Annotated in this window: 13 protein-coding genes; 7 read left to right on the top strand and 6 right to left on the bottom strand. The window is 60.0% G+C overall.

Translation table 11 applies throughout. From position 1 onward, the window contains the following. Positions 1 to 291 precede the first annotated feature (291 nt). Both SH664x_RS01230 and SH664x_RS01225 read right to left on the bottom strand, forming a co-directional pair. The gene (locus tag SH664x_RS01230; RefSeq protein ID WP_437204329.1) at positions 292 to 1,155 is read right to left on the bottom strand and encodes a radical SAM protein; all 864 of its coding nucleotides are present in this window, start codon (positions 1,153 to 1,155) and stop codon (positions 292 to 294) included. Between the two features lie 340 nt (positions 1,156 to 1,495). Continuing rightward, positions 1,496 to 2,182, bottom strand: a complete 687-nt coding sequence (locus SH664x_RS01225; protein WP_437204327.1) for an HNH endonuclease — start codon at positions 2,180 to 2,182, stop codon at positions 1,496 to 1,498. Between the two features lie 923 nt (positions 2,183 to 3,105). Here SH664x_RS01225 and SH664x_RS01220 point away from each other — a divergent pair. Continuing rightward, positions 3,106 to 4,164, top strand: a complete 1,059-nt coding sequence (locus SH664x_RS01220; protein ID WP_437204325.1) for a ComEC/Rec2 family competence protein — start codon at positions 3,106 to 3,108, stop codon at positions 4,162 to 4,164. A 270-nt stretch (positions 4,165 to 4,434) separates the two neighbouring features. Here SH664x_RS01220 and SH664x_RS01215 read toward each other — a convergent pair whose 3' ends face one another. Then, positions 4,435 to 4,578, bottom strand: a complete 144-nt coding sequence (locus SH664x_RS01215; RefSeq protein ID WP_437204323.1) for a hypothetical protein — start codon at positions 4,576 to 4,578, stop codon at positions 4,435 to 4,437. Positions 4,579 to 4,671: 93 nt separating this feature from the next. Between SH664x_RS01215 and SH664x_RS01210 the strand changes: the two genes are divergently transcribed. Beyond that, on the top strand, positions 4,672 to 5,226 hold the full coding sequence (locus SH664x_RS01210; protein ID WP_437204322.1) for a hypothetical protein: 555 nt from the start codon (positions 4,672 to 4,674) through the stop codon (positions 5,224 to 5,226). Positions 5,227 to 5,943: 717 nt separating this feature from the next. On the opposite strand, the gene SH664x_RS01205 is transcribed toward SH664x_RS01210, so the two are convergent. The 3 genes from SH664x_RS01205 to queA form a co-directional block, all read right to left on the bottom strand. Continuing rightward, complete coding sequence (locus SH664x_RS01205; protein ID WP_437204321.1) at positions 5,944 to 6,327, bottom strand: hypothetical protein; 384 nt, start codon at positions 6,325 to 6,327, stop codon at positions 5,944 to 5,946. A 189-nt stretch (positions 6,328 to 6,516) separates the two neighbouring features. Beyond that, positions 6,517 to 6,654, bottom strand: a complete 138-nt coding sequence (locus SH664x_RS01200; RefSeq protein WP_437204319.1) for a hypothetical protein — start codon at positions 6,652 to 6,654, stop codon at positions 6,517 to 6,519. Between the two features lie 277 nt (positions 6,655 to 6,931). Further along, positions 6,932 to 8,158: a tRNA preQ1(34) S-adenosylmethionine ribosyltransferase-isomerase QueA gene (gene queA / locus SH664x_RS01195; protein WP_437204317.1), complete on the bottom strand. Its 1,227-nt coding sequence runs from the start codon at positions 8,156 to 8,158 to the stop codon at positions 6,932 to 6,934. A gap of 42 nt (positions 8,159 to 8,200) precedes the next feature. Here queA and SH664x_RS01190 point away from each other — a divergent pair, with 42 nt between their 5' ends. The 5 genes from SH664x_RS01190 to SH664x_RS01170 all read left to right on the top strand — a co-directional run bounded on the left by SH664x_RS01190 (position 8,201) and on the right by SH664x_RS01170 (position 14,647). Continuing rightward, entirely contained in the window at positions 8,201 to 9,139 is a 939-nt protein-coding gene (locus tag SH664x_RS01190; RefSeq protein ID WP_437204315.1) for a DUF1207 domain-containing protein, read from the top strand. 524 nt (positions 9,140 to 9,663) lie between these two features. After that, positions 9,664 to 10,311 carry a hypothetical protein gene (locus SH664x_RS01185; protein WP_437204313.1) on the top strand — a complete coding sequence of 216 codons (648 nt, stop codon included), beginning with the start codon at positions 9,664 to 9,666 and terminating at the stop codon, positions 10,309 to 10,311. Between the two features lie 144 nt (positions 10,312 to 10,455). Further along, entirely contained in the window at positions 10,456 to 12,096 is a 1,641-nt protein-coding gene (locus SH664x_RS01180) for a hypothetical protein (protein ID WP_437204312.1), read from the top strand. A gap of 65 nt (positions 12,097 to 12,161) precedes the next feature. Further along, positions 12,162 to 13,187: an extracellular solute-binding protein gene (locus SH664x_RS01175; RefSeq protein ID WP_437204310.1), complete on the top strand. Its 1,026-nt coding sequence runs from the start codon at positions 12,162 to 12,164 to the stop codon at positions 13,185 to 13,187. Continuing rightward, positions 13,184 to 14,647 (top strand): hypothetical protein, encoded by a 1,464-nt coding sequence (locus tag SH664x_RS01170; protein ID WP_437204309.1) that lies wholly within the window; start codon positions 13,184 to 13,186, stop codon positions 14,645 to 14,647. The genes SH664x_RS01175 and SH664x_RS01170 overlap by 4 nt, the downstream gene beginning before the upstream one ends. The last annotated feature ends 1 nt before the right edge of the window (position 14,648 follow it).

Genomic DNA, 14,648 nt, shown 5'->3' with positions numbered 1-14,648 from the left:
CGTCACGTCGTTCCTCCCAGCACGGACGTGGACCCCTCGTGGCCCTCTGCATGGGGAACGATCGGCGGAAGCATGTGATACCCGCCCTCTCCGCTTTCGCCAAGTTTGCGAAGCATCGGAATCGATGGTGGAGTGAGATTGCTTGGCCGTGCGTGTTTCCGACAGGGGTCTCGGTCGCAGTCGACGGCGGAGTCTCACAATGAGACGTTGTCTTCAAGCGGCAATGACAGCAGCTCTCCCGCCCCAGCGCGGAGGGAGACCGAGACCGGAAGGAACAGGGTCTGCCGGAGCCTACGAATAGAACGCTTCCGCAGGGAGTCCCGCTTCGCGTCTGACACGTTCGGCAATCTGGTCGACCTGCACGTTACTCAGAGGCGTCACAAAGCTTTCCGCCGGCTGACGGGCGACGGTGTAGACCTGCACAAGCTTCAGCTGGCCACCGGCCTGTTTCACTTCGATCAGTCGCTGCAGATACGCATCGATCTCGGCGGGAGACGGGGGCTCTCCCTGCACATTCATGAAGAGGCTTTGAATCACCAGCGGACGAACCCGGGCGGCGGCGGTGATGTTCTCGAGAATCCGTTGAAAGGGGATTTTCGTCCGGTCCACGAGGTGATAATACTCCGCCGTTCCGGCGTCGAGCTTGGCCCAGATTTCGCCGCTGTTCTGGTCGAGCAGTTCCAGCCCGCGCTGGACCCGGGGTCGGTGAAACATACTGGCATTGGTGATCAGCACCATCTTGACTTCGTGGAGCCCGAACGCCGCTTTCCGTCCGGCAACCCGCTCAATGATCTCATCGAAGTTACGGAACGTCGTCGGCTCGCCGTCGCCAGAAAAGGCAATGTCATTGAGTCGACGCAGCGGAGGAGGAACGGTGGCGAACTTCGGATCCTGATAGATCTCACCGCTGGTCACCAGCTGCAGTGTCGATTCAATTTCCCCCAGCAGTCGATCAAGCTCCACAAAGCGGGTTTCCGCTTCGCTGCGACGATCGACCTGACAGTAGATGCAGTCGAAGTTGCAGACTTTGTCCGGGTTCAGGTTCACACCGATTGAGATCCCGCGGCTTCGTCGGGAGACGACCGGATAAACGAACTTGTTCTGTTCGTATTGCCGGGGATGGGATCGGTGCTGTTGAACGTTCACGTCGGTCATGGATCGGCAGGGGTGAATTTCGGGCGCCCGGGCGAAACGCTCCTTCCGCGGGAAGCAAAAAGAAACGCGAGAACCTTCACGGCATTCCGCTGGCGAATACTGTCGGCATTGATCCGGACGGCTCGCAGCAGCGGGCCGCCGGAAGACAGCTGTCAGAAACCATCATAGCAGGCAATCGCCCGGAGTGGTGGAAAGGGCTCCCGAATCTCCGGAACCAGCAGGACAATCTCCTGGCGAGACAGGTTCGTTCGCTCGACACGTGGGCGGAAGGAACAGCAGAAAAACAAAAAAGCGTGAACGCCACGCGGTGTGTCGTTCACGCTTCGGTTTCCAGCAGAGCTCAGTCTGTCGAATGGTTAATGAAATTGCGCCACGACTCGTATTTACTGAGCGTCAATTGCCGACTGAGCAGGGGACTGCGCTTCGGCTTGATCGGCTTCTGCAGCAGTTTCATTCCTGCCTCCGCAGGGGTGCGGCCCCCTTTGTCGACATTACACTTCAGACAGGCGCAGACAATATTTTCCCACGTGTCCCCCCCACCCCGGCTTTTGGGCATGACGTGATCGAGACTGAGCCGGGGGGTGCTGTAGCGTTTCCCGCAATACTGACAGCGATGTCCATCGCGCAGGAAGATATTCCGGCGATTGAATTTCACCGTATTTCGCGGAACCCGTTCATAAGTGAGCAGGCGGATCACCCGCGGCACCTGAATGTCGAAGTTGACGGAGCGGATCCAGTCTTCGTGATCCGGCTTTTCCCCGAGCGCGATTTTCAGTTCGCTCAGCTCTTTCCACGATTCAAAGCTATGGGCGCAGTACACTCCCCCCTCGACGTGGATCACCTCCGCTAATCCCTTACACAACAGGCAGAAAGCCCGTTTGACAGAGATCACGTGGACCGCGAGAAAATTGCGGTTCAGGGCCAGAACATTGGCCTGCATCGCCGCCGACGATGCTGCCCCAGAGCCGCGGGCAGGGCTGTCGGCGGAAACCGCGTCGGGCGGATTGGCCAGTGCGAGGGATAACATGCATGCTCCTCAACACGGACGCATTAACAACCCATTCGGGGGAGCGCGAGCACTTATCACGCCCAGGGAGCCATGCGTCAAAGTTGACAAATTTTAATGTCGATCCCCGTCACTGACAATCTCCCCCGACCGGAAGTTCGCTCACGATTTTTCCAACCCTTCAGCACCCCGATTCCCGAATTGCTGTTGATTCCAAGGTGCTGCATTTTGCACACTCGGTCGTGAGGGCATTCCTCCTGAGTGATACAAGGCACATTCTCCCATGCGAGGGTGCGGAGTTCCCTCACCGAAGGAACCGCTTAGCGGCCAACAGACAAAGGGATACAGAGCGCGAGACTTCCAACCTGATTGCCGCGGGCTTCCGCAGCGAACTCCGCATCACAGCATCGACCACCTCTGGCTGAAGGGGCGCACGCAGTGGCAACCAGAATACTCTGCAGCGTTTCAATGGGCATCGGCCTATTCGGTGTCCTGATCGGAATCGCAGGCTCGGGGACCGACAAATCCTTCTACGGTCTCGGGGGAGTAATTCTTTTTACCGGCAGCCTGATTGCCCGGTCCATCGCCGAATCAAGACCTGGCGTCTGAACCCGATACCTCCCTCCTGCCCGCGAGTTTGCGATGCCGTGGGGAAGATGCGGCTGGACGTTTGATGATCCCACAGACCCACAAGAGACTTCGGGGAGAGAACCTCCTGGTGCATCGTCCACACGGAGACCGGCCCCCCGCGTGCTCCAGGGAATGCGTCAACAACGACGGCGCATTCTTTTGGTGTGATTCTTGTTTCCCCTCTGCACGCTGGGGTTGTTCATGGGATACAACTATCCTCCAGTGGGTGCGGCAATCCTGATCATGCTGGCACTCCTGATTCTGTGGTGCAGAAACACAAAGTCACTTTCTCCGGATGGGAACAGGAAAGCTTCATGAACGGACTGTTTCGGATTTTGGCTGTCGGCTGCTGTCTGGTGGGGGGGTTGAGTGCGGCGCGTGCCGACGAAAAGAATGGCCGGCTCGACATCTACTTCATCGATGTGGAAGGGGGAGCCTCGACCCTGATCGTGACGCCGAAAGGGGAATCGATCCTGATCGACTCCGGTTACCCCGAGGCCCAGAACCGCGATCGTGACCGGATTCTGAAAGTCGTGCGGGATGTCGCGCATCTGAACCACATCGATCATGCCGTGGTCACTCACTGGCATCTGGATCATTACGGCAATCACGCCGCGCTGGCAGCGGTCATTCCGATCAAAAAATTCTGGGACCGGGGCATTCCCGATGCCGTGCAGGAGGACAAGCAGTTCCACGAGCGGATTGCCGCCTATCGGGGAGCCTCTCAGAATCAGTCACAGACCCTGCGCGCCGGGGATGAAATTGAACTGGAGACCGACGGAACTCCGCTCGTCATCAAGATCCTCGCAGCCAGCCGCGAAAATGTTCCCAACACCGGCGCCCCCAATCCGTTCGCAGCGGCGAATGAAGAAGGGAAGGTCGACAACTCCGACAACGCCGCCAGCGTCGTTTCCCGGCTCGAATTTGGCAAGTTCCGGTTTCTCTGCTGCGGCGATCTGACCTGGAACGCCGAGGCTGCCCTCGTGACCCCCAACAACCCGATCGGCAAAATCGATCTGTTCATGGTGACTCATCACGGTCTGCCGGCAAGTAATAATCCAACACTCGTGAAAGCGATCGATCCGATCGTGGCAGTGATGTGCAACGGCCCCACGAAAGGAGGGCATCGCAAAACGATTCAGACGCTGCGAAGCTGCCCGTCGCTGGCCGCGCTGTTTCAGTTGCACCGCAACACCGCACTGACGGCAGAAGAGCAGGCTCCGGCGGAGTTCATCGCCAACAGCGGAACAACGGAAGACTGCCAGGGTGTCTGGATCAAGGCTTCGGTCGCTCCCGGCGGGGGAAGCTTTACCGTTCAGATTGGTCCGGAAGGGGAACCGCGGACATTTATCGCGCGCGGTGACAGAAAATAGTCGGGTCACACCCGTCGCACCGTCTGGCGAAACACTGCCAGAGGTTTCGGTACGGACCGGGTCCGCTCAAAAACGAGCGGACTTTTTCATGGATCGGGATGGGAAAAAAATCCGCGCTCCCGACCGCGTGATAGGTTTGCCTGTCTACCTCGGTTCCATGCAGCGGTTTTCGCAACATGGAACAACTTCACCCGTCGGCGTACGGATGACTGCCCGTGGTCAGGCTGGCCGGTTTTGTTGGGGAATGGAACTGGCTCACCCAGCGGGCAATCATCCGTCGCTGCGGGTTGTGAGCAGCTTGCTCAGGGCCTGTCCCCGCTTCTCCGGCGTATCGCTCGAAGCAGCGCGGCGGGCGAGTGCAGAAGAGCGAGGTGGCTCGAACTGTTTTCCTCGGACATGTCGTCCGATTGTCACGCAGCACCTCCGGCTTGAACGCCCGCTGGCCATGCGTGACGGGTGCGGAGCAGATTGCTCCGGCTCACGGGCGACGAACGGACAGGCTCACTCATGAAACCTCTACGCCCAATTCAACTGTGCGGAATGCTGGCCGTTTCGATGACGACCGTAACGCTGCCGGTGGAAGCCGGCTGTCCCTGTCAGGGTGGAGGCGGCGGGCAAATCGCCCCCATCCCGATGCAGACAGTCGACCCCATTCCCATGACCGGATTGGTCCCGGGAGGCTTGAGCGGAGCCCCGGTGTATGCACCTCCCCCCGCTCCGATGGTGCAGCCGCCTCCGGGAACGCTGGGTCGGACTTACCAGATGAAGTCCCGTCCCGTTCCCAGTTCAATGCACCCACGCACAGCCATGCTGGACGTGAGGGTCAAGGGGGCCAGTGAAATGCTGGTCCACGACATGAACCAGTTCCGCACGGAAGATTCGCTGGACGGGTTCCAGGATCCTGATGATCCGTCGATGTGGCATTTCCAGTCACAGCCCCTGTGGCCGGGAATTCCCCATATCTACCGGATCGAAGCCCGCTTCGACGGGCCGGACGGGGTCCGCATGGAACAGCGCTACGTGCGACTGATCATGGGACGATTGATTGAAGTGGAATTCTAGCCCCGATCCCGCGGAAGTGTGGCGGCCGAGAATCGGGAGCCGAAACTGATTGGCTGTGTGTGTTGACGGATCCCGGTGGATGTTTGCGGGCCCGGGAGAGTTCAACCGTTCAGACCGTTGGACAGGTCTGCCGGAGCCGCAGTTGCGAGGTGTCGACGACAACACCGCGTGACAGCGTTCCAGCGGACAGGACAAAGAGTGTGAACACGTGACCGATCTGACAGTCGGTGACGCGGAGCGGCCTGAGGAACTCCTCGGGCCGCTTTTTCTTTGCGCAGCAGCAGCGAGGTGAAATCGGATTGCCGGTCTCCGCAAAGCCATTGAGAACGCGGCGAGACTGGCGATCTGGCACGTTTCTGACTTCACCTGCAATTTTCCAGGCAGCGCATGGCGACAAAAAAAGGACCACCAACCGATCAGGGGTTGCAGTGGTCCTCAACATGCCTTGCCGCGATACCACATCCGATTCACTCGGATGATTGCCCTATTGGGCTCCTGTCAGCGCCTGCCCGGCTGGGCTGTGGTGATCCCCGCCTCTGGGGTGTTGCCGGGGTATCAGAAACTTCAATGGCACCTCCTGTTCGATGAGGAGTCACTAGACAGAATGATGCGCGCCAACGACGTGGGGTGTCAAGTTGCCAAGTTCAAACGCCGTAAAATCAACGTAGAAAAAACTACTGCTGACTCAATCTGTGCACCCGGAACGACCTCGCCGCGCTAACGGGAGAACGTCGACTGCGGCCCGGTAAAACTGAGTTCCTCTTCCTGAGAAGCCCCCTGCAGCAGCTGCGTGACCGATTGCAATTGCAGCGGTCGCGAACGAGGTCCGGATTGTGGGCGACGGTCAACAACCTGCTTCACGTTCGGATCACTCGGCACGTTCTGGCTGTTGCGGTCGTGAACCTGCGGAGGGGTGAGCTGACTGGTCTTCCTGCGCGGGAGCAGGTCCACGCCCAGAAAGGGCATTGGCGAATTGCTGTTCATCGTGCCCCAGGTGCGGCCGACCTCACAACCGGAAAACGCACCGACTCCCGCGAGGAGGCAGACTCCCTGCAACCAGAATCGGGAATGTCGGGCGAACCGGGAAATCGAGGTGTTCATAAATCCGGGAACGATTCAGTCACGGGGAGGGCAACCGATTTCGATCGATTGTCTGACAGCAGCCACGGAGGCGGAGTGAGCTTTCGGAAAGGGCAGGGTCCTGCGGGGCGGGAAGATGCGGAAGTGAATGAGGTGCTTTACGGGAAGGACTGCGAGGCAAGAGAGCGAATGCTCGGGGGAGTCAGGGGATTACTCCAGAGCATCGGTCTGGGCGGGAAGGCCGCGTCGCTGCGACACGCTGGAAAGAGAATCGAGTGACTGGCAACCGGTCAGCCAGAGCAGGCCGGCCAGCAGTGCCAGAATTCGAAAGGATTGTCCGCGATCCATTTCCGCCTCCTGCGGAGAACGATCTGATTCGGGAGTCGAACACTCCCATCGAAAATGACCGGCATCACGCTGGAAACGCGATCTCGGTCAGGCCGCCGTGAGAATCCGTTCTCCGGCGTCGCTGACGTCCGTGCATCCCGGGATCGAACGTTCCCTGCAATCGTCACGACGAGGGGAGAACTCCGCCCGGAAGGCGCGCGGAATTTACTCCTGCAAATCCGCTGCGCGAACAGCAGTTTCCCCGTCCGCGAGGCCAGAAGCCAGTGATTTGTAATTTTCACAAAATGAGCATGGCGTCGCCATAGCTGTAGAAGCGGTAGCGTTCGCGGATCGCTTCTGCATAGGCTCGCAGAATCAGTTCCCGTCCGGCGAATGTGGAGACGAGCACCAGCAGCGTCGAGCGAGGGAGGTGGAAGTTGGTGAGCAGAGCATCGACCAGCTGGAACTGGTACGGAGGGCGAATGAACAACCGGGTTTCACCGCTGCCGGCGAGACCTGTTCCGCTCTGCGCGCGGCTTTCGAGCGTGCGGACCGACGTGGTTCCAATCGCCACCACGCGACCTCCCCGCTGTCGGCACTGCTCCAGCGCACGGGCGGTCGATTCCGGGAGTTCACACCATTCGGAATGCATCTCGTGTTCGCCAAGTCGATCGACGCTGACAGGCCGAAACGTGCCGAGGCCGACATGCAGCGTCACCCGGGCGGTTTCGATTCCCCTGTCGGCACAGCGCTGCAGGATTTCGGGCGTGAAATGCAGTCCAGCGGTCGGCGCAGCGACCGCTCCGGGCCGTGCTGCATAGGTCGTCTGATAGCGAAGCGAATCGGCAGCCCCCGCTTCCCGGTGCATGTAAGGAGGCAAGGGGATCGCACCAAACTCGTCAAGCAGCGTGAACGTCGGAAGATCAGAAAGTGGCCGGCACAGCCATTCCCCTCCCGATCCTTTGCTCTCCAGTTGAAGGAGCAGTTCTCCCGTCTCTTTCGAGGGATCGGCGGGGTGGAGGGTGATTGTTTCCCCCACGTTCAACCGCCCCCGGGTTCGTCCCATCAGCCGCCACAGGCCGCTAGCTTCTTCGCGGAGGAACAGACCCTCCCATTTTCCACCGGTCGACGTCCGCAGTCCGACGAGCCGGGCCGGAACCACGCGGGTGTCGTTCATCACCAGCAGGTCGCCGGGAGAGAGCAGTTCGGGGAGATCCTGAAACCGGAGATGCCGGATCGCCTGCTGATCCCGCTGAATCACCAGCAGGCGGGAAGCATCCCGTTGTTCGGCAGGGGTTTGCGCAATCAACTCGGGAGGCAGAATAAAATCGTAAAGGTCCGTGCGATCGTCCATCGGGTGAATGTTAAAGCATTTCATCCGTTCCGTCCCCGCCACACGGAGGTCCCATGCTGAAGGTCCGATGTTGCGAAAACCCCGGGCGGCGACCGGCAGGAACTGCGGGTCAATCCGCTCTGGGGAGGGGAGAACGACGGTTCCCGTCGACCGGCTGGTTTCGAGTCGCATACGATCTTTCGAGTCGGGCCGACGGCCTGCCCCGGTGTCACCATGCGATTTTCGCTTCACCATCCTGACCGGCGATTCAGAGCAGCTCTGTGGCTGCTGCTGCTCCTTGCACTGTGTCGACCCGCCCGTGCGCAGGATCCGTTCCTGCCGCTGCTCTCGGCGGAAGAGTGTTCGAGTTATGCCGACTGCATCCCGCAGGATGGCAATCTCTTCTACGCCCCGACCGACTGGCGCTGGACCTGGATGCCCAAGGGCTTCCTGTATCACACCTATTGGGCCAGCACCGCAGAAACCCGGCTCGGCACGCAGCTGGTCTCCGAACATCAACTCGGTACGCTGCTCGATTCTTCCGTCGGGGGACGAATGGGGTTCTTCCGTTACGGACCACGCGACCGGCTGGAAGGCTGGCAGCTGGACGTGTTAGGGGGAGCCAAACTCCGTCAGAACGTCGAGCAGGAATGGGATGTCGATGCCGTCGATTTCCGGGTCGATGTGCCCCTCACGTATCGACTGGGAGTGCACGGCTTCAAGGTGGGCTATTACCACGTCAGCTCGCATCTGGGGGATGAGTTCCTGCTGCGAAACCCGGGCTATGACCGGCTGAATTTCGTCCGCGATGTTCTCGATGTCGGTTACTCGTTCTACCCGACCGATCGCCTCCGTCTGTACGCCGACATCGGCTGGGGCTTCAATACGGACGTCTCCGAACCGTGGGAGTTTCAGTTCGGATTCGAATACGGCCCGACCGCACCGACCAAGATCTATGGCGAGCCGTTTGTGGCGCTGAACGTCCACCTTCGTCAGGAGGTGGATTTCGGCGGCAACATTGCGTTGCAGGCGGGCTGGGCCTGGCGCGGAGACAGCATCTCGTCGGGAACACTCCGGACCGGGCTGTTTGTGTACGACGGCAAGAGCCCGCAGTTCTCTTTCTACAACCTGTATGAACGTCAGGTCGGCGTCGGCATCTGGTACGACTTCTAGCCCCGATCCCGGGGAAGCCTGGCGGCGTTTGCGTGGAAAATCTTTGTAGAACGCTTTGTTTTCCCCCGCCAGGACGCCCAACGTCAGTGAGATTCGCACCAGAGCAGGCTGCTCTTTCCGCTGTTCGTACAGCAGGGTTGCTTCTTATCTCCGCGATGTGGCCGATTCGTCAGATTGACGGCGCCCGGTGCGGGTTTGAACACACAATCGCTGGGTTTCAATAACCACAGAATTTCCTCAACCCTCTTCGCAGAATAACTTTGCGCCACACGGAACCCGCAGCACAGAATTCGGCATCACGCCTGCTTTCTCTCCTTCTGTGCAATCAACCATGTCTCTCCCAGAGGCATGTTCCCATAGGGGCTGTGTGGCGAGTGGGCGAGGAGTGCCGCTCGTTGCCAGCCCCGACAAGTCACCCAAGTTTTTGCGATGTCCAGGTGCCGCGTGGAGCGTCGACGTAATCGCCCGTCACGATCGTCGCACTCGCGGCACCTCCACCGCCTCCTTCCGTGACAGGAATTCGCATGCTCGCAGCCGCCCCTCCGGTCCCCCTCTTTTCCCTCCGGTCTACGACATCCCGCCACGACTCGCTCACGTCTCTCATTCCAGAACCGGAAGCCTTCCACGAGACGTTTCCGTCGCTCCACCGACTGATCAAAACCTATCTGCGCTCGGTGCCGCCACGGAGAACCCACTGCGTCCACAGCGACGCAGACGGTTTCATAGACTGGCTTTACGACAACATCGAAGTGACTCGTGAGCAGGAAGAGGTCTTGATCTCGCTGCGTCTGCGGCAGCCGACAGAATACTCTCTGCTGCAGCGGCAGCTGGCGATCATCCGGTTTCAACTGCTGGTCGAAAAACCGGGTTCACGCGAATTGCTCGCTGCGCGCGATCCGGGAGCCCGATTGCACTTCAACCCGTGTCATGTCTGGGCAGTTCTTCCCGCAGCGGAAGACGGCACGCCCCTGCGGGCGCTCCTCTTCCCTGCCCAACGTGAGGTGCGGACCATTGCTATGGACGCGGCAACGGAACGCTGGGTCCGCCTGCTGACCACCGAGGAGATCACCATTGGAGAAGTGCTCGGGCGTGTGGATCCGGGACAGCGGCACGCTCTGGCGGAACTGTTGCAGCAGCTGATTGTGCTCGGGGCTCTGGCGATCGACCGGTGAGTCCGCGCGCTTCGCATTGTCGCAGAACACGATTCATTGATTGCCGATTCCCCCAACAGGTCGTATTCTCGAAGACGTAAGACGTGTTGCGGCAGCCGGTGAACCACACCCTGCGCACACCGCACACGCGGGGGAGGGCGGAACATGTCACAGAGCTCACTGACAGAACTGGTGCTCAAACGGGTGCAGCGACGGCTGACTCTTCGTCAGATCAGCGCACGGGCATTCCGCGCATTGCTGATCTTTGCCGCGCTGTATGCGGTGCTGCTGCTGGTGGGCCGTCTGACAGGAGCCTTCCCGGAATGGTTCAGCCCCTGGTCCGTGGCGACTGTTCCGGTGCTGGCACTCCTGACCGGTCTTCTCTGGCCCGGCCGCGTGCAGCGCCCGGATGCCGCCCGCGCTGTCGATGTCTCGACGCGAACCGACGATCTGTTCCTCACCTATCTGACGCTGGACAAGTCGACATCCGACTATCGGGGACTGGTCGAGCGGGATGTCGAAGCAGCCGCCCGGAGAGTCCAGCCGGCACAGGTTGTTCCTTTTCAGTGGGAACGTCCCTCGTGGGCTGCAGCGGCGACACTCTCTCTGCTGCTGATCGGAGCGTTCTTTGTGCCGACGTTCGATCCGTTCGGCAAGGTTGCCAGCGCGAAGCAGGTGGAATCTGCACAGAAGCTGCTCGAAGAATCCAAAGCCCGCACGGAAGAACGCAAGGCGCAGCTGGCCCAGAAAGATGTTGAAAAAGAGAACTCGGAAGAAGTGGAGCGGGCGGTCGCCCAGCTGAAGAAAGAACTGGCCAAAACCGAGCCGCAGCAGAAGAAACAGAATCTCGATCGTCTGAACGAACAGCAGAAACAGATCGGCGAGATGTATCGGAAGCTGAATGCCGGTGAACTACGCCCCCTGTTCAAGAAGATGGACAGTGAGCAGAAGTTCGGCCAGCTGCACGACCTCGACAAATTCCGCGAGTGGCAGAAAGAACTGCAGCAAGGGGAAACCAAGGCGATGCAGCAGGCACTCGACGAGCTGAAGCAGCAGATGCAGCAACTGGCGCAAACGAACGATCCGGTGGAGAGGACCGAGCTGGAACGGAAGATCCAGAAACAGCTGAAAGAGATGTCCGACTTCGCACGCAAAGAGACCGGTTCACCCAACTTGACCGCCGCACTCCAGCGGGCGATGGAGCAACTGGAATCCGCCAAGCAGACCGGCATGAGCAAAGAAGCTCAGGAGGCTTTGCAGGAGTCGCTCGAGGTGGCAGAGCAGGAGATGAAAATGCTCGCTCAATCTGCCCGAGACCTGAAGGACATGGAGAAAGCGCTGGAAGTCATCAGCATGGCCAAAAAGCTGAACGCTGAAGGGAAACTCGGCCAGAAGCCCGGCGAGGGAGAACCGGGTGAGAACGGCGAAGGGGAGATGTCGCTCGAAGACTATGCCCAGATGTACGCAGAACTCATGGCGCAGCGCAACGGTTCAGGTGACGGTGAAGAAGGGGACGGCGAAGGGAGTGGCGGCAGGGGCATGGGGAATGGCAGCAAAGTTGATGAAGACGATTCCGTCGACACGAAATTCGTGGACGAGAAATCGAAGTCCGCGATTCAGAAAGGCAAGATCCTGATGTCGCTCAAGACGAAAGGGCTGTCCGAAGCGGGCGAAATGCAGAAGCAGGAGTTCAGCGGTGCTGTCAGTGAGATCCGGCAGAACCTCGACGATGCCATCGATCAGGAAGAAATTCCCCCCGGCTATGTTGAGGGGATCAAGAAGTATTTCGATACTCTGCAGAAGTAACGGCCGCGAGTTTCCCCTACGCAGCTGGCGTCAACGTTTCCTCAGGCTCGACCGGGCACTTCTTGATGAATCAGTCCAACATGCGGTGGATTCTGGGAGGACTTCTCGTCGCGGTGCTGGTGTTCGGCTGGATCTCGATCGGGATGCGTCGGGCCGATGCACTGGTGGTGTACTGCGCTCACGACATCGAATTCTCCCAAGAGATCATTGAGGACTTCGAACGCTCAACGGGAATTCCCGTTGTGCTGGTTCCCGACACGGAAGCCAACAAATCTCTCGGACTGGTGCAGCGGCTGATCGCCGAGAAAGACCAGCCCCGCTGCGATGTCTTCTGGAATAATCAGACACTGGGAACCATGCAGCTGGCCCGGCAGGGGGTCCTCCAGCCTTACAAGGGGCCGGGTTATGAACGGATTCCAGCCCGCTACAAAGATGATGAGGGTCTCTGGACCGGATTCGCCGGACGGCTCCGGGTCTGGATCATCAATCAAGACAAACTGCCGGTCGATCAGGGAGCAGCCGAACAGAGATTCGAAGACAACGATCTCTCACGTGTGGCAATCGCCTTGCCGTTGTACGGAACGACTCTCTCCCACTTCAGCATTCTGTGGGGCCTCTGGGGACCGGAGAAAACCAAAGCGTGGTACCAGTCTCTGCGGGATCGGGGAATCAAAATCGTCCCCGGAAACGCGACCGTCAAGAACGTGGTGGCCGAGGGAGTCTGTGATCTGGGCTGGACCGACACCGACGATTTCTTCGTGGGCCGCGACGACGGCAAGCCGGTCGGCATGCTTCCGATTTTTGTGGAACGTCAGACGATCTGTATTCCGAACAGCGTCGCAATCATTCGCGGGTCGAAGAACCTCGCGGCCGCGCAGCAGCTCGTGGACTATCTTCTCTCACGTGATGTTGAACTGAAACTCGCGCATTCCGCGGCTCGACAGATTCCCCTCGGGCCGGTGGAGGGAGCAGAACTTCCCGCCGATGTGCAGCTGTTGGTCGACTGGTCGGCCAATGCCATCGACATCAAGCAGTTCGCCCAGGCACGAGAAGAGTGTCTGGCCTGGCTGCTGCAGGAGTCGGCTCCGTGACATTTGTCGCAGCGGTTGGATCGTCGCTGCTGCGCAGTCTGGTCCTGATGGTCATCGGCACAGCCGCAGCAATCCGGCTGGTGCATTGGCTGCGAACATTGTCGGCAGGACAGGCACGAATGGCCTGGCTCGGTCTCCTGATTCCCTGCGTGACTCCGTCGCTGGTCACCGGCTATTGCTATCGCGACACGGCGATGTCGCTGATTCACTTTCCGTGGGGAAAGGAACTGCTGTATGCCGTGATCGTCGCCGCCCAGACGATCCCGGTGGCGGCCCTGATGTTATGGTTCGCCCCGGCACCGGCGGTTTCCGAATCAGCGCTGTACTGCCAGCGACTTTATCAGCCGCGAGGCGTTCGTCGCTGGATGCTCTGGCTGCGGGCGCATGCGCGAAACCGACTCGCTGCCGCTGCTGCGATCTATCTCCTGGCATTTCAAGAGGCGGATCTGGCGGCCCTGATGCAGACGCGGTCCTGGACGGAGTGGCTGTTTACCCGTCACGCAGCCGGGTTGACTTGGCAGGCCTCCGTTCAGCTGGCTGTTCTCCCGCTGCTGCTCCAGTTGCCCGCGCTGATTCCGGTCGGCCTGTGGATTGCAGGCAGTGCGCGTTCGACGCGGGAAGGAAATTCGCTGCGGGTGCAGCGCGTTCCCGCTTCGGGTTTGTTAGTGGACTGGCTCGCCTGGGGCGGGATTCTGCTGGGGCTCGTTGTTGTCTGTCTGCTTCCGGCCCGGCAGCTCTGGCGGGGAGCCCGGCAGGGGTGGCCGGCGCTCTTTCATCAGCGCTCCACATGGGAGGAGCTGGGGGACGCCGGGCTGTTGGCGGTCACCAGCGGCGGACTGGCGCTGCTCATCGGCTCGTTGCTGATTCTACGAAAAGGCCCGCACAGGGAGGATGAAACGGCCCCGGCCGGAAGGAGGTCGCTGCGACTGGGATTGCGGCTGGCCTGCGGTGGGGCGTTGCTGCTTCCCGGACTGCTCGGAAATCTGACCTGCGGTCTGCTGTGGCTCTCCTTTTTTCAAACGCCCGGCCTGGGCTGGGCGTACGAAACACCGTTCCCGTTGATTCTGGGTGAAACTCTGGCGGTGTTGCCGCGAACGGCCGTCATGCTCTGCTGTCTCTCACAACTGACCACCGACAGTGCGGATCACCAGCTGGAACTGCTGCGCGCTTCCGACAGCCTTCCGCAGAAGCAGAGTGCCGCGGAGATTGCCTGGAGAACGCAGGGTCTCGGCTGGTTGGCGGTGGCGCTGTTGACCGGCTTCTGGATTTATCTGGAGGCGATGCTGCCGGTGTTGTTGGCGATGCCGGGAATGGCTCCGGTCGGTCTCGTTCTTTACAATGCATTGCACTATGGAAGAATCTCCGCACTGGGGGCCAAACTGGTGCTGGCGATTGCGTTGCCGATCTGTCTGACAGGTCTTCTGCTGCTGGTCCGTCCGATTCTCTTTCGTCCGCGGTGAC

Origin of the sequence: Planctomicrobium aquicomposti, assembly GCF_051466325.1 — a bacterium.
GTDB lineage: Bacteria > Planctomycetota > Planctomycetia > Planctomycetales > Planctomycetaceae > Planctomicrobium.
This window is presented reverse-complemented; position numbering and strand designations above follow the sequence as displayed.

Bases quoted from the DNA above. Each gene is read 5' to 3' on its own strand.
- SH664x_RS01225 (WP_437204327.1), bottom strand. From the start codon at position 2,182: ATGTTATCCCTCGCACTGGCCAATCCGCCCGACGCGGTTTCCGCCGAC.
- SH664x_RS01175 (WP_437204310.1), top strand. From the start codon at position 12,162: ATGAATCAGTCCAACATGCGGTGGATTCTGGGAGGACTTCTCGTCGCG.
- SH664x_RS01205 (WP_437204321.1), bottom strand. From the start codon at position 6,327: ATGAACACCTCGATTTCCCGGTTCGCCCGACATTCCCGATTCTGGTTG.
- SH664x_RS01180 (WP_437204312.1), top strand. From the start codon at position 10,456: ATGTCACAGAGCTCACTGACAGAACTGGTGCTCAAACGGGTGCAGCGA.
- SH664x_RS01220 (WP_437204325.1), top strand. From the start codon at position 3,106: ATGAACGGACTGTTTCGGATTTTGGCTGTCGGCTGCTGTCTGGTGGGG.
- SH664x_RS01200 (WP_437204319.1), bottom strand. From the start codon at position 6,654: ATGGATCGCGGACAATCCTTTCGAATTCTGGCACTGCTGGCCGGCCTG.
- queA (WP_437204317.1), bottom strand. From the start codon at position 8,158: ATGCGACTCGAAACCAGCCGGTCGACGGGAACCGTCGTTCTCCCCTCC.
- SH664x_RS01185 (WP_437204313.1), top strand. From the start codon at position 9,664: ATGCTCGCAGCCGCCCCTCCGGTCCCCCTCTTTTCCCTCCGGTCTACG.
- SH664x_RS01230 (WP_437204329.1), bottom strand. From the start codon at position 1,155: ATGACCGACGTGAACGTTCAACAGCACCGATCCCATCCCCGGCAATAC.
- SH664x_RS01190 (WP_437204315.1), top strand. From the start codon at position 8,201: ATGCGATTTTCGCTTCACCATCCTGACCGGCGATTCAGAGCAGCTCTG.
- SH664x_RS01210 (WP_437204322.1), top strand. From the start codon at position 4,672: ATGAAACCTCTACGCCCAATTCAACTGTGCGGAATGCTGGCCGTTTCG.